Raw genomic sequence first — 18,968 nt, 5'->3', positions numbered from 1 at the left:
AGGATAGGGTCTCTTTGTTGTTAAATTTAGCTAAACATCTTATACTATAATAGTGTGTATAGGAATAAAGTAATATGTTTTTAGGACAAGGTTAAACAACAAAAAAGGGAATGTCTATTGGTGTCGAGAAGACTCCATTCTTACGGATGGTTAGATCGATTACTCGAGTTTCAAAGGGGCAAGCTATCTCTCAAACTATCCTAATCTTTAAGATGGGTCTGATTGTCGTTAGAATGGACTACAGAGTGTGTATAGTTAAGGTTGAAAGGAGATTACCCATGAACGAGCAACAACGATTAGCAAGTCAACAAGCCAATTCTTCTATGAAAAAAGGAGAAAAAGATTACAGTAAATACTTTGAAAGTGTATATCAGCCGCCTTCTTTGAAAGATGCGAAAAAACGCGGGAAAGAAGAAGTTAAAATTGAACGTGATTTTGGTTTGCCAGAAGAGTTTCGTAACTTTGGTGCTGGAAGAAAGTTTTATATCCGTACTTACGGATGTCAAATGAATGAGCATGATACGGAAGTAATGGCTGGTATTTTTACAGCGCTTGGATATGAACCAACATTTTCGACAAAAGATGCAGATGTGATTCTATTAAATACTTGTGCCATTCGTGAAAATGCTGAGAATAAAGTATTTGGGGAACTTGGTCATTTAAAACCATTAAAGCAAAGAAACCCCGATCTTTTAATCGGTGTGTGTGGTTGTATGTCTCAGGAAGAATCTGTTGTAAACAAAATTATGCAAAAAAACCAGCATGTAGATATGGTATTTGGCACACATAATATTCATCGTTTGCCGTACATTTTAAAAGATGCGATGTTCTCAAAAGCAACAGTTGTTGAAGTGTGGTCTAAAGAAGGAGATGTAATTGAAAACCTTCCAAAAGTACGTCGCGGTGATATTAAAGCATGGGTAAATATTATGTATGGATGCGACAAATTTTGTACATATTGTATTGTACCATATACACGTGGTAAAGAACGTAGTCGCCGCCCGGAAGATATTATTAATGAAATTCGTCATTTAGCGGCAAATGGGTATAAAGAAATTACGTTGCTTGGTCAGAACGTAAACGCATATGGTAAAGACTTTGAAGATTTAGAATATGGTCTTGGTGATTTAATGGATGAACTTCGTAAGATTGATATAGCACGTGTGCGCTTTACGACAAGTCACCCACGTGATTTCGACGATCACTTAATTGAGGTGCTTAGAAAAGGCGGTAATTTAGTTGAACATATTCACTTACCAGTGCAATCTGGAAGCACAGATATGCTGAAAATTATGGCACGTAAATATTCACGGGAGCATTATTTAGAACTTGTACGTAAAATTAAAGAAGCGATTCCAAATGCAGTATTAACAACTGATATTATCGTTGGTTTTCCAAATGAAACAGACGAACAGTTTGAAGAAACGATGTCGTTATATCGTGAAGTAGGTTTTGATAGTGCATTTACATTTATTTATTCTCCACGTGAAGGTACACCTGCTGCAAAAATGAAGGATAATGTTCCGATGGAAGTGAAGAAAGAGCGTTTACAACGCTTAAATGCATTAGTGAATGAATATTCTATAGAAAAGAATAAACGATATGTAGGTCAAATTGTTGAAGTATTAGTTGATGGAGAGAGTAAAAATAATCCTGATGTACTTGCAGGTTATACACGTGCTAACAAACTTGTAAACTTCGTAGCTCCCAAATCTGCAATCGCTCAGCTTGTAAAAGTAAAAGTAACGGAAGCAAAAACTTGGTCTCTAAACGGGGAATTGGTTGAGGAGCCGATTGAGGTGAAATAATAGATGAAGATGTATACAAAAGATGAAATTGTCGAGCAAGCGAAAGAATTAGCGAAAATGATTTCTGAAACAGAAGAAGTGGATTTCTTTAAACGTGCGGAAGCACAAATTCATCAAAATGAAAATGTGAAACGTGCAATTGATGAAATTAAGACACTGCAAAAACAAGCTGTAAACTTGCAACATTATGGTAAGTGGGAAGCATTGAAAAAAGTAGAAGCAGAAATAGATGCTCTGCAAGATAAACTTGATAGTATTCCGGTTGTACAGGAATTCAAATCTTCACAAACATATGTAAATGACTTACTGCAACTTGTAGCAAGTACCATTTCTAATAATGTAACAGATGAAATTTTAATTTCAACTGGTGGTAATGTGTTAAAAGGTGAAACAGGTGCTGAAGTAGAGAGTAAAAAAGGGAATTGTGGTTGTTAAAGGAGATGTCTTATAGGCATCTTTTTTTTGTTCTACAGTCTTTTGTCAAAAAAAGAATGACACATTCCGCTATTGTCACGCATATGATTAAGTGAATATTGATTGAGGAGGGTTCCGAATGTCCGAATTTAGAGAGATTATTACAAAAGCAGTAGTGGGCAAAGGACGTAAGTATACAAAGTCAACGCATACATGTGAATCAAATCATGAGCCGACAAGTATTCTCGGATGTTGGGTAATTAATCACACATATGAAGCGAGAAAGAATGGGAAGTCTGTAGAAATTGAAGGATACTACGATGTAAATACGTGGTACTCATTTGATGAAAACACAAAAACAGAAGTTGTAACAGAACGTGTTAGTTATACGGATGAAGTGAACGTTGGCTATCGTGACAAAAACTTTTCAGGTGAAGATTTAGAAATCATTGCGCGCGTTATTCAACATCCAAATTGTTTAGAGGCAATTGTTTCACCAACTGGTAACAACATTGTTGTAACTGTAGAGCGTGAATTTGTAACAGAAGTTGTCGGTGAAACAAAAATTTGTGTAAATGTAAATCCAGATGGATGTCCAGAGGATGAGAATAATTTTGAAGTAGATGATGATGAATTTGAAGAGTTAGATCCCAACTTCATTGTAGATGCAGAAGAAGAGTAATAGGAAGCTAGGGAGAAATTCTTCCTAGCTTTTTTACATAGTATGAACGATGCTGAATGGAACTGTTTTGTACCTAAAATGTGCTATAATGAAGAGAGGCTCCTATAAGCATATAAGTAGAGAGCAAATTGCCCGTGAAGTGCGGCATATATAATATATAGTATATTTTTATGAAGTGTGGAGGAAGCAGATGGCTCAGTATACCCCAATGATACAACAATATTTAAAGGTCAAGGCAGACTATCAAGATGCCTTTTTATTTTTTAGATTAGGTGATTTTTATGAAATGTTTTTTGAAGATGCAGTTAAGGCAGCTCATGAACTTGAAATTACATTAACAAGCCGAGATGGTGGTAGTAGTGATCGTATACCAATGTGCGGTGTTCCATACCATGCTGCGAAAAATTATATTGAACAGCTCGTTGAAAAAGGATATAAAGTTGCGGTTTGTGAACAAGTAGAGGATCCGAAAACAGCAAAAGGTGTTGTACGTCGTGAAGTCGTTCAATTAATTACGCCAGGAACGATGATGGAGGGGCGTACGATTGATGAAAAAGAAAATAACTTCTTAGCGGCGTTAACGCATTTTGAAGATGGCTCTTATGCGCTAGCTTGTAATGATTTAACAACAGGGCAAAATACAGTAACACTGTTAACAGGTTCTGTAGAAGATGTCTTATTAGAAGTCTACGCAACAGGTTCAAAAGAAATCGTTGTGGATTCTACATTTTCAAAAGATGAGCTAAGTAAGCTGACGGAAACATTAAAGATGACAATCTCTTATGAAGATGAAACGAAAGTACCTGAAGGATTAGAGCATCTTGTGAAAAATGTCACCCAAACGAAATTAGTTGCAGCAGTAGGACGCTTATTGAATTACGTATTAAGAACACAAAAACGTTCATTAGATCACCTGCAGCCGGTAGATATTTATTATACTAATCAATTTATGAAAATTGATGTGCATTCAAAGCGTAATTTAGAGTTAACTGAAACTCTTCGAACAAAAGAGAAAACGGGATCTCTTTTATGGCTATTAGATAAAACGAAAACAGCAATGGGCGGACGTATGCTAAAACAGTGGATGGAACGCCCGCTTATACAAAAAGAAAAGATTGAAGAGCGTTTAGAAATGGTTGAAACATTTGTAAATGACTATTTCTTACGGGAAGATTTGAAAGAAAAATTAAAAGAAGTGTATGACTTAGAGCGTTTGGCAGGAAAAGTCGCATATGGTAACGTCAATGCGCGTGATTTATTGCAATTGAGACGTTCACTTCTACAAGTACCAGCTATTTTAGAAGCGATTAGCTTATTAGATAATTCTTATGCAGCAAGATTAATCCAAGGTGCTGATCCATGTGAAAGCTTAACGGAGTTATTAGGAAGAAGTATTCAAGAAAATCCACCACTTTCTATTAAAGATGGAGATATTATAAAAGATGGTTACAATGATAAGCTCGATCAATATCGCTATGTGAGTAAAAACGGAAAAACATGGATTGCAGAGCTTGAAAAACGTGAGCGTGAAATTACAGGAATTAAATCGTTAAAGATCGGCTACAACCGTATTTTTGGCTACTATATTGAAGTGACCAAGGCAAACCTTGCTGCGCTCCCGGAAGGGCGTTATGAGCGTAAGCAGACGCTTGCAAATGCGGAGCGTTTCATTACAGATGAATTAAAAGAAAAAGAAACATTGATTTTAGAAGCAGAAGAAAAAATTGTACAGCTAGAATATGATCTATTTACTGCACTTCGTGAAGAAGTAAAAGTATTTATTCCAAAACTGCAGCACTTAGCGAAAGTAATTAGTGAACTAGATGTACTGCAAAGTTTTGCTACAGTGAGTGAAGAAGAACAATTTGTAAAACCAGTTTTAACAGATAAGCGTGAAATCTTTATAAAAGATGGTCGCCATCCTGTTGTAGAAAAAGTTTTGAACGGCAAATTGTATGTGCCGAATGATTGTGTGATGCCAGAAAATATGGATATGTTTTTAATTACAGGCCCAAACATGTCTGGTAAGAGTACGTATATGCGTCAATTAGCACTTGTTACTGTTATGTCGCAAATCGGTTGTTTTGTACCAGCGACAGAAGCTGTATTACCAGTGTTCGATCAAATCTTTACGAGAATTGGTGCAGCAGATGATTTAATTTCAGGTCAAAGTACGTTTATGGTTGAAATGTTAGAAGCGAAAAATGCAATTGCGAATGCATCAGAAAGAAGTTTAATTTTATTTGATGAAATTGGACGCGGTACATCTACGTATGACGGTATGGCACTCGCACAAGCAATTATAGAACATATTCATGATCAAATTGGAGCAAAAACACTATTCTCAACACATTACCATGAATTGACTGTACTAGAAGACAGCTTAGAGCAACTAAAGAATGTGCATGTTTCGGCTATTGAAGAAAACGGAAAAGTTGTTTTCTTGCATAAGATTCAAGACGGGGCAGCAGATAAAAGTTACGGTATTCACGTTGCACAACTTGCAGAGCTTCCAGATAGCTTAATTGCTCGTGCAAAAGAAGTATTAGCGCAGTTAGAAGGGCAAGAAGAAATCATTATTCCGAAACGTACAGAAGTTAACGTCCAAGAAGAAATGGTTCAAGAGCCAGTTGCTGAAGAATCAGTTGTAATAAAAGAAGAGGTAGAGACGCTGCTGGAGAAGAACGAAGAATCTCAGCTATCTTTCTTTGCTACAGAACGCTCTTCGGAAAAACAAGACAAGCCTGTACTTGATTCAAAAGAAACGGCTGTGTTAACGCAAATTAAAAAAATTGATTTACTTGATATGACGCCTCTAGAAGCATTAAATGAATTGTATCGTTTACAGAAAAAGTTAAAGAAAGGATGAGTAAGTAGATGGGGAAAATTCGCAAACTCGATGACCAACTCTCCAATTTAATTGCGGCAGGGGAAGTAGTCGAACGCCCTGCTTCAGTTGTAAAAGAACTTGTCGAAAATTCCATCGATGCGAATAGTACATCTATTGAAATCCACTTAGAAGAAGCTGGGTTATCGAAAATTCGCATCATCGATAATGGGGATGGCATCGCTGAAGAAGATTGTATTGTTGCCTTTGAACGACATGCAACAAGTAAAATTAAAGATGAAAATGATCTGTTTCGCATTCGGACGCTTGGTTTCCGTGGTGAGGCATTGCCAAGTATCGCATCTGTTAGTGAATTAGAGTTAATCACAAGCACGGGAGATGCACCAGGTACACACCTTGTTATTAAAGGTGGAGACATTATAAAGCAGGAAAAAACAGCGAGCCGTAAAGGAACGGACATTACGGTTCAAAACCTGTTTTTTAACACGCCAGCGCGTCTTAAATATATGAAAACTATTCATACAGAGCTTGGGAATATTACAGACATCGTGTACCGCATTGCGATGTCGCATCCAGAAGTATCGCTGAAGCTGTTTCATAATGAGAAAAAGTTGCTGCATACATCTGGAAATGGTGATGTGAGACAAGTACTTGCAGCCATTTATAGCATTCAAGTTGCAAAAAAATTGATTCCAATTGAAGCGGAATCGTTAGACTTTACGATTCGTGGTTATGTAACGTTACCTGAAGTAACGCGAGCATCTCGTAACTATATGTCAACGATTGTGAATGGCCGTTATGTTCGTAACTATGTACTCATGAAAGCTATTCAGCAAGGGTACCACACATTGCTGCCAGTTGGCCGCTATCCAATTGGGTTCTTATCAATCGAGATGGATCCGATGTTAGTCGATGTTAACGTTCATCCGGCGAAATTAGAAGTGCGTTTTAGTAAAGAGCAGGAACTCCTGCAATTAATTGAGAAAACATTACAAGACGCATTTAAAAAAATACAACTGATTCCGGATGCTGGCGTGACAACGAAGAAAAAAGAAAAAGATGAAAGTGTTCAAGAGCAATTCCATTTTGAGCATACAAAGCCGAAAGAATCACCGATGCCTAACATTGTCTTACCGACTGGAATGGATGAAAAGCAAGAAGAAGTAAGTATAAGAAAACAAACGCCAGCGCCGCAACTTTGGCAACAACCAAAGCAAGAATGGCAACCACCGCAGTCATTAGTAAGAGAAGAAGAAAGCTGGCAGCCATCTTCTAAACCGATAATAGAAAAAAGTGTTCAAGAAGCAAAAGAATGGGATAGTAGCGATGAAGACTTTGAATTAGAGGAAATAGAAGAAATCCAAGAAATCGAAATGAACGGCAACGATTTACCACCGCTTTATCCAATTGGACAAATGCACGGAACTTATATATTTGCTCAAAATGATAAAGGATTATATATGATTGACCAGCATGCAGCACAAGAGCGTATCAATTATGAGTATTTCCGTGATAAAGTAGGACAAGTTACGCAAGAAGTACAAGAACTACTTGTACCATATCGCATTGATTTGTCTCTTACTGAATTTTTGCGTGTCGAAGAACAATTAGAAGAATTGAAAAAGGTAGGGTTATTCCTAGAGCAATTCGGTCATCAATCCTTTATCGTTCGTTCACATCCAACGTGGTTCCCAAAAGGGAAAGAAACAGAGATTATTGATGAAATGATGCAACAAGTCGTTAAACTAAAAAAAGTTGACATTAAAAAACTACGTGAAGAAGCAGCAATCATGATGAGCTGTAAAGCATCAATTAAAGCAAATCAATATTTAACGAACGATCAAATCTTTGCGTTATTAGAAAAGCTACGTACAACAACAAATCCTTATACATGTCCGCACGGTAGACCAATTCTTGTGCATCATTCGACTTATGAACTAGAGAAGATGTTTAAGAGAGTGATGTAGAAGAATTAACAGAAAGAAGCGATTGTAATAAATCGCTTCTTTTTAATTGAATATTTTTCCTGTGAACGCATTCCACGCTGTACTTTCATAAACGAACAGTACAGACCAATTCTCTAAGAGACAATTATAGCAAAAGCGAGTAAGAAGAACATACTGCTTAATGGACCTACATCAATCAATTAATTTTAAACGCAATGCGGACAACAAGTAAACAGACTAAAATAACGATAAATACTTTAGAAGATATTAAATAAATGTCTTTTTCACGTATTTCAAATTTGACGTTTAAATAAGAAAAATAAAGGGAAATAAACCAACGATAATGGAATATTTGACAATGTGAACCAAAAGCAAACAACGAATGAGAAAATCTCAGTAGGTTGTTTGCTTTTTTGTAATCGTAATTCTTTAGAATGGGGAGTAGTATGGGTAAAGTGGATGAGTAAAAAGGTTTAAAAGTGGATGGTCCTTTTTTGACAAATATCCCTTATTATAAGAAGGAAATGACATGTTTTTTCATATCTTGGCGATGTGATTAAAGAGAGAATAAATCTAGTGTATACCTGCTCCATAGTGATTTTTGTCTCGAAAATACAATATTTTTCATTGTAACAATTAGATTTTTTCTCAAATAGACTGGTTATAGAGAGGGGATAGCCAATGAAATTTGCAATTTTATTAGTTATTATAATTGTCATCGTCTCACTTTTGGGAACGGTATTTGTTGCAAGAAATGTGGAGGAGAACTATGGACAGTCTACGAAGCAGAATGTGACGAACTTGTCTGCTATTTATATGGTCCTTCTTTTAGGTCTTCTTGTAGGAGTTACATGGTATGCAGTTGCGGCCCTATAGGGCACGGTTCACATCAATATGTATTTCTTATAAGGCTGTTAAGCTAGGAAGGCATGTTGTCCGTGTGGTTAGTTACTCGTATTCATATGGTAAGTAATAAATGATGGTGAATAGAGAAAACTATATGAAATCCAAAAAAGAATAATGACTTCAAACTAACTTTCTTGTAAATAATTATTTTTCTTACAGAAGTGCCAAGTATATATGAAACAGAGATGAAACACAGTAGCAAAGACTCTGACGGTAAGGGGGGAAACAGAGTGGAATGGAGACCCAATCGTGCAGATAAGACGCCAATCTACAAACAAATTGCTGATTATATAGAACGTGGAATTTCTTCGGGGGAATTTTCTTCAGATAGTATGTTACCTTCAGAACGCACTTTAGCAAAAGAGTTGCAAGTGAACCGTAGTACAGTAGTAGCAGCGTATGAAGAATTGAAATCACTTGGGGTAGTCGAGAGAACAAAAGGAAGCGGGACACGTGTAAATACAGATATATGGGGGATAGCACGCAAACGAACGCCAAACTGGGGAAGATATGTAGAAGATGGCTCATTCCTCCCAAATCTACCACTAGTTCAACACATTCGAGCAGAAACGCAGAAGGATGATTTGGTCAATTTGGCAAGCGGTGAATTGTCCCCAGATTTGTTTCCGGTTGATCAGTTTCGTACCATTCTATCGGAACAAACATTTATGGGGAATCTTGGTTATGATCATCCACAAGGGAATGAAACATTAAGGAAAACAATTTCTTTACATGTTGATCAATATAAAAACATAAATGTTGATTTACGTTCGATTCTGATTACATCAGGAGCCCAGCAAGCACTTAATCTTATCGTACAATGCTTACTTAAGCCAGGAGATGCAATTGCAATTGAGGATCCATCCTATTGTTTTTCGCTTCCGATGTTTAAATCTGCTGGATTAAAAATATTCCATTTACCTGTAGATCAACACGGTATGAATCCGGATGATTTGATAAATTTACACAAAAAGCACCGAATTCGCATGGTATTTTTAAATCCAGATTATCAAAATCCAACTGGAACGGTCCTTTCATTGTCTCGTCGCAAAAGGATTTTGGAATTGTCATCTGAATTTGGCATACCAATTGTGGAAGATGATCCTTATAGCCTAACTTCTTTCAATGGAGAAGTAAACCCAACTTTAAAATCGATGGATCTTAATGGGAACGTTCTGTATATTAGTTCGTTATCGAAAATTGTAGCATCTGGACTGCGAATTGGTTGGATTATTGGTCCCCCTAGGGTTATTGAACGTTTAGCGGATGCGAAGCAACAGGTAGATTTTGGGCATAGTGTTTTTCCGCAATGGATAGCAAATCAATTTTTAGAATCAGAAAATTTTCATGTTCATATCTCTATGCTTCGTAAGCAACTTAAACAGAGAAGAGATCGGTTAATTACAAGTCTTGATGAATTGTTAGGTGACCGTGTTGAATTTCTTGTTCCAGAAGGTGGAATCCATTTGTGGTGTAAAGTGCAAGATCCAATTCATGAATATCAATTATTAGGAAAAGCAATACAAAATGGTATAGCTTTTGTTCCTGGAAGTGTCTTAGGTTCGAAAAAAGAATATGTACGTTTTACTTTTGGAAGGGCGAAAACGGATTTCATCCATGTAGGTATTACAAGGTTTGTGGAGATTCTAGACAGTATCCGGTAATTATATGCATAACTAAATCAATAAGAGAGATGTTTATGCTAAGGGAGTTGGTCCTATGCATAGTTATGTTTTGGAAACTCACTATTCTCTCCTAGAAAAACCATTATTAAATCTTAATATTTTTTATTTTAAAAAACAATTGAGAGGTGAGTACGAAAATGTGTTCTCAATTTAAAACCCCATTGTTTACGGCACTTGTAGAACATGCTCAAAAACAACCAATCCAATTTCATATTCCAGGTCATAAAAAAGGCAGAGGGATGGACCCTAAATTCAAAGAGTTTATTGGTGAAAATGCTCTTTCCACCGATCTGATTAATATTGAGCCATTGGATGATTTACATCATCCAAAAGCGATTATTAAACAGGCGCAGCAACTGGCTGCTGAAGCATTTGGGGCCGATCATACTTTCTTTTCTATTCAAGGGACAAGTAGTGTCATTATGACGATGGTCATGAGTGTATGTGGGCCGGGAGAAAAAATTCTAGTACCACGTAATGTTCATAAGTCGATAATGAGCGGTATTATACTCTCAGGTGCAACTCCGATTTTCATTCACCCTGAGGTTGACAAAACACTGGGTATTTCACACGGAGTTACACCTGAGGCTGTAGAAAAAGCATTAGAACAGCATCCAGATGCTAAAGCTGTACTTGTAATTAATCCTACCTATTTTGGGATTTCTGGAGACTTGAAAAAAATTGTGGATATCGCTCATATACGTGATATACCAGTTCTAGTAGATGAAGCGCATGGTGCACATATTCATTTTCACGATGCACTTCCTTTTTCTGCAATGCAAGTAGGCGCTGATATGGCATCTACAAGTGTTCATAAATTAGGAGGATCACTTACACAAACTTCCATTTTGAATTTGAAAGGAAATCGTATTTCACCGAAGCGTGTACAAACAGTTTTAAGTATGTTAACAACTACATCCACTTCTTATATTTTACTAGCTTCTTTAGATGTGGCCAGAAAACGACTAGCGACGGAGGGAGAAACTTTACTAGAAACTACGATTTGTTTAGCTGAACAAACTCGTGCACAAATTAATGAAATTGAATATTTGTATTGCGTCGGACGTGAGGTTTTAGGAACAGATGCTGCGATTGCTATGGATCCAACAAAACTTCTTATTTCAGTAAAAGACCTTGGTATCGCTGGACATGATGCAGAAAAATGGCTCCGTGAAAAGTTTAATATAGAGGTTGAACTGTCAGATTTGTATAACATTCTTTGTATTATTACATCAGGTGATACAGAGCAAGAATTATTAAAGTTTGTTCATGCGTTGCAAGAAATGTCCGCTACGTTTGGAAATCAGGCAAACTCAAATGTAAATACATCTGTATTATTGCCAGATATCCCAGTACTCGCATTAACGCCACGAGAAGCGTTTTATGCTGAAACGGAGATCATTCCATTGGACAAAGCAGTTGGAAGAATTATAGCCGAATTTGTCATGGTGTATCCACCGGGAATTCCTATTTTTATCCCTGGTGAAATTATTACGGAAGAAAATCTAAAATATATGAAAAAAAATAAAGAAGTAGGTCTTCCTGTTCAAGGTGCTGAGGATTATGATCTGAAATCATTTCGCGTAATAAAGGAAGATTCATGTGCTACATGAATAGTTTTAAAGAGTGGTATTTTTAGAATTCCAATTCAAAAAGCTTATGGAATGAAGTTTTTATTTTGAATCATAGGATAATCAAGTTTTTAAAGTCCAGACATACTGTTACTCTGACTAAAGTATGTAATTGCTAGAAAAAATAATGCTCTACACAATGATAATATGTGTGATTCATAGAATAATATGAATTTAGAACGTAACGGAGATGATAAAAGATGACAACTTGGTTTGTAGTTATGTTAGCTCTTTTCGGTGGACTTAAAATATTAGTTTCAAGCATTCCAACCTCTGTTGTGGAGTCTTTTGTTAGTAGGTTTGAACTACATCCACAACTTAATGAGGAAGTTGCCACTGTAACTGTTGATGGAAAACGTTTAGATGTGGAAGATAAAATTCAAATAATTAATCAGTTTAACGAAGCAATATTTTTAGAGAAATACTATTTTCCCCCACAGCACGAAGGGATTCCATTAGTGATTGAAACAAAGAGAGGCAAACATGATGTTAAGTTTTTGATTTACAGTTTCGATGATCATGTTGATGTGATTAAACAATATAAGAAGAAAGTAATTGCGTATACCCTACGTTCAAAAACACTTCAACACCGTAATATGTTAGTAGCGGGAGATGTAGTTTAACGAATTGCCTAAAAACTATTTACAACGAGGAACTTTTAAAGCAAATTAGAAGTTAGTTTCTAATTTGCTTTTTTCTTTATCTAGTAGCGTTGTTTTGCTACTCTACAACCATCCTCTAATATTGTAGCCACCGATAAACCTTCCACATAAAAAACACGAAAATCATATATCCGAAGAAAGAATAAGCATGATGCCAATTTTCACTATGAGTAAACCATCCTAAGTTTTCAGCAAATTGTTCTGATATACTTGCGCTAATGCCAATTAGTATAATAAATAGAATTGTTGAAAATGTAGACAAATTCTTTGCGATATGTAAAAAGAAAGCGGTGAAAATAGGTAATATTAATAATGTAAAGGCGATATTTACCGAAAAAACATTTGGAAAGGGCCTCACTGGAAAAGCATACATTTGTTTACTAACGAATAGGTAGTCTAAATATGTTCCGATAAAACAGGAGGAAATGATGGTGATTATAAATGCTAGGTAATTACTCTTTTGTTTCTTCTTCTCTGAGAAGGATGTTTTTTTTCGTAAGGATTGCGAGTTCGATTTTTTCCATCGTTTTACAATAGTCATTCTCAATTTTTCCATTTGGATTTTCTCCTTTGTCAATGAAATAGTCTATAATACGCCAGTCTTCAAACCAGTCACCATTCTCTGCCTCTTCATGTTTTAAATCTTTCCATGCGTATATTAATTGAGGGCTATATAACCGATTTGCATCTTTTCTAAGTTGACAGTTCTTTGTTCTACGTTTATAAAATTCACGAGAAAATGATTCGTTTACATCGGAAAATAAATGAGGCCAGTAGTCTTTTCGTGAAGCAGTATGCGGACGATCGTGAACCCATTTTATTACTTTGGATAACATATATTCGTTGCGAAACAAGAGAGAGTATAATCGTTTACCTAGTAGGATTCGTTCATGTAAGGAGGTAAAGTGTTTCATTGTATCGCCAAATAACAATGTTTTTTGTTTAGTCCCATCTTCATAGTATGGAAAAAGGATATGATTAAAACGTAAGAAGTCAAAGAGCTTAAATCCAATACTATTTAGCACGGTCTTTTGAAAGTGATTATTTTGAATGACTCTTTTTTCTAAATAGTTTTGTTCATTAATAATTGTTGCTATAGCTAATATATAGTGATTACCTGTTTTCAAAAAATGGTTCCACATCGTTTCCATAAACGTTGATACATTGAGATGGGGGAGAAGGTAGAAGAGAGTTTTGGATTTTTTCAGGCTTTGTTCATATAGTAAAAATTGTGGATACACATCTTGGAAGATTAACCAGTTTCCCCGTTCTAAAAAAGAATAGTAGATAAGTTGATCGTTTTCTGATAACAGCCTTGTATATAGATCTCCTTTTAAATCTGTCATATTCCAACCGCCATTACGTGATACCATATGCCCAAGTAAAGACCAGTGTATTTCAGGATGCTGAAGGTAAAATTGATAATAAGCACGTGTTCTCGTCACGTTATTTTTGTTTAGTTGTTTTGTTTTTTCTTTAATGTTATAAATAAGTATTTTCTCTTCTATGGTTAATGCAGCCTTTTTAAAGGAAGCAGTACTGCTTTTACATTTTTTCTTTAGTTCATTTTTTATATCTAAAAGAGAAAGTGGAAGCGCTTTGGAAGACCCGTTCCATTTCCTTTCTCGGTTGTTTTCATCCATTTTGTTTCCCTCCGTTAACATGAATTTCTAAAATAGTCTAATAGAACGGTTATCATCATTTTATTACATACACTCTGAATACATGTAAACAGTTTTTTGGGGATTTGCACTAATGTGGTCTGTCTTTTTCCTCACTAAAGCACTTAAAATCATATCTCTTTTTTTCAGTCATTATAGTATATTAGAATGTTAATTATTGTAATTTTTATTAAAGGGTGAATGATAAGAAAATATGATATATTAATGCTATCTAATTATTTTTTAATGGAGATAGGGGAAATGACAATGAAAAATCAAGATGAAAATAAAGAACTAACGATTTTTAACCATATAGGGGATACGATTGTGACAGAAGACAGGGAAATACAAATTATTTCAAGAGTAGAAGAGCCTCTTATTGTCGTTTTAGAAAATGTATTAAGTGATGAAGAATGTGAATCGTTAATTGAATTGTCGAAAGATTCAATGAAACGTTCGAAAATCGGCGCTTCTCGTGAAGTAGACAACATCCGAACAAGTAGCGGTACATTTTTAGAAGAGAATGAAACCGTTGCCATAATCGAAAAACGAGTGTCTTCGATTATGAATATTCCTGTCGAACATGGTGAAGGTCTTCATATTTTAAAATACACCCCTGGACAAGAATATAAGGCACACTATGATTACTTTGCAGAACATAGCAGAGCAGCAGAAAACAATCGTATTAGTACGCTTGTGATGTATTTAAACGATGTAGAAGAAGGCGGAGAGACGTTCTTTCCAAAACTCAATCTTTCTATAGCTCCGAAAAAAGGTTCAGCCGTATACTTTGAATACTTTTATAATGATAAATCATTAAATGAACTGACACTTCATGGCGGTGCACCTGTTATTAAAGGTGAAAAATGGGTTGCAACGCAGTGGATGAAAAGAAGATCTTTAGTGTAACAAGAAAATTCCCGGAATGTATTCCGCTATTTACGGGCAGTAAGATTCAGAAAGAAACAAGGAATAGGATAGGGGAATAAGTGTCCGTAGCAACCTAAATAGTGAAGCCCCCACTTCAAACAGACTGTAAGGTCGTTAAGTGGGGGGAGTTCACAAAATTTCACCAAGAGGATTATAATAGAGTGAGATTCATGAAAAAGGAGTGGAATATTTTGAAACAAGAGCTTATAGAAAGATTTACAAGATATGTGAAGATAGATACACAATCGAATGAAGAAAGTCATACAGTACCATCAACACCGGGGCAAATTGAGTTTGGAAAATTACTAGTAGAAGAATTAAAACAAATTGGTTTAACGGAAGTAACGATGGATGAAAATGGATATGTTATGGCAACCCTTCCTGCAAATACAGATAAAGATGTTCCTGTAATTGGTTTTTTAGCTCATTTAGATACAGCAACTGATTTTACAGGGGAAAATGTGAAACCACAAATTCATGAGAATTTTGATGGGAAGGCAATCACATTAAATCAGGAATTGAATGTTATTTTGACGCCAGAGCAATTTCCAGAATTACCATCATATAAAGGCCATACTTTAATCACAACGGATGGAACAACGCTTCTTGGGGCAGATGATAAAGCGGGCCTTACAGAAATTATGACTGCTATGAATTATTTATTACATAACCCACAAATTAAACACGGAAAGATTAGGGTGGCATTTACACCTGATGAAGAAATCGGCCGTGGGCCATCTCACTTTGATGTGAATGCTTTTGGAGCATCTTTTGCCTATACAATGGACGGAGGTCCACTTGGAGGATTAGAGTATGAGAGTTTCAATGCAGCAAGTGCAAAATTGACTTTTAAAGGAAACAATACGCATCCTGGAACAGCAAAGAATAAAATGATAAGTGCAAGTAAGTTAGCGATGGAGTTTCATGCGCAGTTACCAGCAGAAGAGGCACCGGAATATACAGAGGGATATGAAGGGTTCTATCATCTTATCTCTGTAAATGGTGATGTAGAGCAAAGTAAATCTCATTACATTATTCGAGATTTTGAACGTGAAAACTTTGAGAATCGTAAAGACAAAATTGCGCATATTACGAAGCAGATGCAAGAAAAGTATGGCGAGGAAAATATTATTCTTGAGATGAATGATCAATATTATAATATGCTCGAGAAAATTGAACCGGTTAGGGAAATTGTTGATATTGCGTACGAAGCGATGAAAAAGCTAGATATTGAGCCGAATATTCAACCGATTCGCGGGGGAACTGATGGATCTCAATTATCATATATGGGCTTGCCGACGCCTAACATTTTTACTGGTGGGGAAAATTATCACGGTAAATTTGAATATGTCTCTGTAGATAATATGGAGAAGGCTGTGCAGGTTATTGTAGAAATCGTACAATTATTTGAAGAGCAAGCATAAAGAAGAAATCCGGGTAGTTATTGATTACTACCCGGATTTTAATACAGAACTCGCCATAAATAAAAGGTTGCATAGGATTCCCAATTTCTCCATGCTGAAGCATACTTTCTTATTTCTTTTTTTGTTGGTTTTTGATCTGATTTTGTTAAAAGTTTAATCACATTGTGTAGGCCGACATCATCAATTGGAAAAGCAGACGGGAACCTTAGACAACGCATTAAAACATAATTTGCTGTCCATGGTCCAATGCCACGTATGTCGGTTAATATTTTCTCAGCATTTTTTAGGTCACTGTTTATGAACAAGCCTTTACTTAAGACACCTTGTGTTATCAGTTTTGCGACACCAATAAGGTATTCGCATTTTCTTATGGTCATTTTTAATTCGGTTAGATCTTCTACAGATAGGTTGGCGATAACCTCTGGTGCTGGAAATATCCAATATTTCTGTCCATTCCATTCGATATGTTCACCAAAGGATTCAACAAAGCGTCTTTTTAATGTATAGGCAAATGTGAGATTAATTTGTTGGCCAATAATACCCCAGCAAAGTGCCTCAAATAAATCAGGAATTCCCATATTACGAAGTCCGTAATATTCGTTGATTGGCTTAGACAGAAGTACATCGTTTTTTGCTACATCATAAAATGGGGTTAAATCCGTATCTAAATCAAACCATTCTCTTACATACCTCGCTACTGCAGCGCGAACCCATTTCTCAGGCGGCATCTCATCACCTAAAAAACGAACATGGATATTCCCTTCATTATTTACACTTGTCTCGATTAACGGGTTTTTCCCCTCAATCGGAACGACTCTATAAATTTTGTTGTTTTCAATGTGAAACATACATTCATTTTTGGAAGGTGAAAGATAGTGTAAATTTTGTTTAAAGCTAAATTCTTTCGGAGCAATTACTGTTATACTTTTATTTTCATCTTTCCATGCTCTATTGGGAAGAATAGGACAACAATATTTACAGGGGTGGTAACCAGTCTGCTCTGCCTCTTTTCTAGACTGAAATTTTATATTGCTTTCTGTGGAATGCTTTTGTTCACACCAAGGGAAGCAATAGTTTTTCATTGCTTTGTTACCTATAAAATATGGAGCATCCCATTCAAGAGAAATTGCAGTATTATTCATTTTCAACCACCTACAGTATTATTTTTTCTAATGTTAACAATTCTTTTTTCATTGCTAACCCCCCTCTAAAACCAGATAGTTTCCCATTTTTTCCGATCACACGATGACAAGGGATTGTAATTAATAAAGGATTGGCTCCAATTGCGGTACCGACAGCACGTACTGATTTTGGTTTTTCAATGAGCGCTGCAATATCCGAGTAGGAATAGGTTTTTCCATAAGGAATTTCACGTAATGCATTCCAGACAGCTAACTGGAAAGGTGTTCCGTGAACATCAATGGGACATGTAAATACTTCCCGTTGTTTGTTTAGGTATTCTACTAGTTCCTGAACATAGGGCTGTAGCTTTAATGGATTTTCAATTAAAGTATGGTTTGAAAGACGCTTTTTTGCCCAAGTTATTAATTCTTCAAAATTCTCTTTTTGAGATCCTATAAAGCATAATCCAGTTGATGTTGCAGCAATATACATATGCCAATTTTCATGAATAAATAGCGTCCAATATATAATTTGGTTTGTTTTAGGTGCCATGTTATATTACCTCGTTTATATGATTTATGTTTCGAAATTCAGTAGGGGTATACCCCGTTTTCTTTTTAAATAATGTTGCAAAATGTGCAGTATTGGGGATACCTACAGCAAAACCTATTTCTATAATTGTTTGATTTGTATTTATAAGGTACTGCATAGCTTTGGAAATCCTTAATTGTTGTATATACGCTAACGGAGTAATGCCTTTCATTTGTTTAAAAGTGCGCTGTAAATGATAGGGGCTGCCATGACACATATCTGCAAGTATTTCAAGGGTTAATGGTTCGTGATAATTTGTATCGATGTAATCTATAATTTGAGTTACCCAATCTTCATTAGGTAACTTTAATCCATTTGGCTTGCAACGTTTACAAGGACGGAAATTTTCGGATAGTGCTTGTTTTGTATTGAGAAAAATTCGTACATTGTCTTTGTTAGGGGTTCTAGATTTACATGATGGGCGGCAAAAAATACCTGTCGTCTTTACGGCGTAAAAAAATTTATCATCATAAGAAGAATCGTTGTGTATAATCGCTTGCCAGCGTTCATCTGTCAAATGATTTACACTTATTTCGAATTGTAATCTCTCATTTTGCATGAAATCACCTCCGAAATTAGTATACCTTGAAACAAGTAAGTATGTACGTAGTTATGAATGTAAGAGCAAGAATACAAAGGTGAAAAATGATAGTCTTTT

General features: G+C 35.8%; 17 protein-coding genes. 11 read left to right on the top strand and 6 right to left on the bottom strand.

Annotation, left to right across the window (positions count from 1 at the left end):
- The first annotated feature begins 278 nt into the window (after positions 1-278).
- The 5 genes from miaB (at position 279) to mutL (ending at position 7,719) form a co-directional block, all read left to right on the top strand.
- Complete coding sequence (gene miaB, locus CN373_RS03635) at positions 279-1,808, top strand: tRNA (N6-isopentenyl adenosine(37)-C2)-methylthiotransferase MiaB (protein ID WP_098358850.1); 1,530 nt, start codon at positions 279-281, stop codon at positions 1,806-1,808.
- Between the two features lie 3 nt (positions 1,809-1,811).
- Positions 1,812-2,243, top strand: a complete 432-nt coding sequence (locus CN373_RS03630) for a RicAFT regulatory complex protein RicA family protein (RefSeq protein ID WP_000784965.1) — start codon at positions 1,812-1,814, stop codon at positions 2,241-2,243.
- 118 nt (positions 2,244-2,361) lie between these two features.
- The gene (cotE, locus tag CN373_RS03625) at positions 2,362-2,904 is read left to right on the top strand and encodes an outer spore coat protein CotE (RefSeq protein ID WP_001288797.1); all 543 of its coding nucleotides are present in this window, start codon (positions 2,362-2,364) and stop codon (positions 2,902-2,904) included.
- Between the two features lie 190 nt (positions 2,905-3,094).
- Complete coding sequence (gene mutS, locus CN373_RS03620) at positions 3,095-5,773, top strand: DNA mismatch repair protein MutS (RefSeq protein ID WP_000090039.1); 2,679 nt, start codon at positions 3,095-3,097, stop codon at positions 5,771-5,773.
- An 8-nt stretch (positions 5,774-5,781) separates the two neighbouring features.
- The gene (mutL, locus tag CN373_RS03615) at positions 5,782-7,719 is read left to right on the top strand and encodes a DNA mismatch repair endonuclease MutL (protein ID WP_000516497.1); all 1,938 of its coding nucleotides are present in this window, start codon (positions 5,782-5,784) and stop codon (positions 7,717-7,719) included.
- Positions 7,720-7,894: 175 nt separating this feature from the next.
- Here the strand turns inward: mutL and CN373_RS25385 are convergent, their stop codons facing one another.
- Positions 7,895-8,077 carry a CcdC protein domain-containing protein gene (locus CN373_RS25385; RefSeq protein ID WP_235674857.1) on the bottom strand — a complete coding sequence of 61 codons (183 nt, stop codon included), beginning with the start codon at positions 8,075-8,077 and terminating at the stop codon, positions 7,895-7,897.
- A gap of 302 nt (positions 8,078-8,379) precedes the next feature.
- Here CN373_RS25385 and CN373_RS03605 point away from each other — a divergent pair, with 302 nt between their 5' ends.
- From CN373_RS03605 to CN373_RS03590, 4 genes are all read left to right on the top strand, one after another.
- Positions 8,380-8,574: a hypothetical protein gene (locus CN373_RS03605; protein ID WP_000666528.1), complete on the top strand. Its 195-nt coding sequence runs from the start codon at positions 8,380-8,382 to the stop codon at positions 8,572-8,574.
- A 260-nt stretch (positions 8,575-8,834) separates the two neighbouring features.
- Positions 8,835-10,268, top strand: coding sequence for a PLP-dependent aminotransferase family protein (locus CN373_RS03600; RefSeq protein ID WP_098358849.1), 1,434 nt, complete (start codon positions 8,835-8,837; stop codon positions 10,266-10,268).
- 158 nt (positions 10,269-10,426) lie between these two features.
- Positions 10,427-11,902, top strand: coding sequence for an aminotransferase class I/II-fold pyridoxal phosphate-dependent enzyme (locus CN373_RS03595; RefSeq protein WP_098358848.1), 1,476 nt, complete (start codon positions 10,427-10,429; stop codon positions 11,900-11,902).
- A gap of 218 nt (positions 11,903-12,120) precedes the next feature.
- Positions 12,121-12,543, top strand: a complete 423-nt coding sequence (locus CN373_RS03590; protein WP_000214647.1) for a YfmQ family protein — start codon at positions 12,121-12,123, stop codon at positions 12,541-12,543.
- Positions 12,544-12,658: 115 nt separating this feature from the next.
- Here the strand turns inward: CN373_RS03590 and CN373_RS25785 are convergent, their stop codons facing one another.
- Together CN373_RS25785 and CN373_RS03580 are read right to left on the bottom strand one after the other, a co-directional pair.
- Complete coding sequence (locus CN373_RS25785; RefSeq protein WP_232297255.1) at positions 12,659-13,138, bottom strand: CBO0543 family protein; 480 nt, start codon at positions 13,136-13,138, stop codon at positions 12,659-12,661.
- Positions 13,035-14,225, bottom strand: a complete 1,191-nt coding sequence (locus tag CN373_RS03580; RefSeq protein ID WP_000344176.1) for a DUF2515 domain-containing protein — start codon at positions 14,223-14,225, stop codon at positions 13,035-13,037. The genes CN373_RS25785 and CN373_RS03580 overlap by 104 nt, the downstream gene beginning before the upstream one ends.
- A gap of 279 nt (positions 14,226-14,504) precedes the next feature.
- On the opposite strand from CN373_RS03580, the gene CN373_RS03575 reads away from it, so the two are divergent.
- Both CN373_RS03575 and pepT read left to right on the top strand, forming a co-directional pair.
- Positions 14,505-15,152 carry a 2OG-Fe(II) oxygenase gene (locus tag CN373_RS03575; RefSeq protein ID WP_033664202.1) on the top strand — a complete coding sequence of 216 codons (648 nt, stop codon included), beginning with the start codon at positions 14,505-14,507 and terminating at the stop codon, positions 15,150-15,152.
- A gap of 212 nt (positions 15,153-15,364) precedes the next feature.
- Positions 15,365-16,597 carry a peptidase T gene (pepT, locus tag CN373_RS03570; RefSeq protein WP_098358957.1) on the top strand — a complete coding sequence of 411 codons (1,233 nt, stop codon included), beginning with the start codon at positions 15,365-15,367 and terminating at the stop codon, positions 16,595-16,597.
- A gap of 38 nt (positions 16,598-16,635) precedes the next feature.
- Here the strand turns inward: pepT and CN373_RS03565 are convergent, their stop codons facing one another.
- From CN373_RS03565 to CN373_RS03555, 3 genes are read right to left on the bottom strand one after another with little or no spacing between them, the layout of a single operon-like run.
- Positions 16,636-17,739, bottom strand: a complete 1,104-nt coding sequence (locus tag CN373_RS03565) for an Ada metal-binding domain-containing protein (RefSeq protein WP_098358847.1) — start codon at positions 17,737-17,739, stop codon at positions 16,636-16,638.
- Positions 17,740-17,749: 10 nt separating this feature from the next.
- Entirely contained in the window at positions 17,750-18,271 is a 522-nt protein-coding gene (locus CN373_RS03560) for a methylated-DNA--[protein]-cysteine S-methyltransferase (protein WP_000035335.1), read from the bottom strand.
- 1 nt (position 18,272) lies between these two features.
- A complete protein-coding gene (locus tag CN373_RS03555; RefSeq protein WP_098358846.1) occupies positions 18,273-18,869 on the bottom strand; it encodes a bifunctional transcriptional activator/DNA repair enzyme AdaA in 597 nt (198 codons plus the stop codon).
- Positions 18,870-18,968: the final 99 nt, after the last annotated feature.

The sequence above is a fragment of the Bacillus cereus genome, assembly GCF_002561295.1.
Taxonomy (GTDB): Bacteria; Bacillota; Bacilli; order Bacillales; family Bacillaceae_G; genus Bacillus_A; species Bacillus_A cereus_S.
This window is presented reverse-complemented; position numbering and strand designations above follow the sequence as displayed.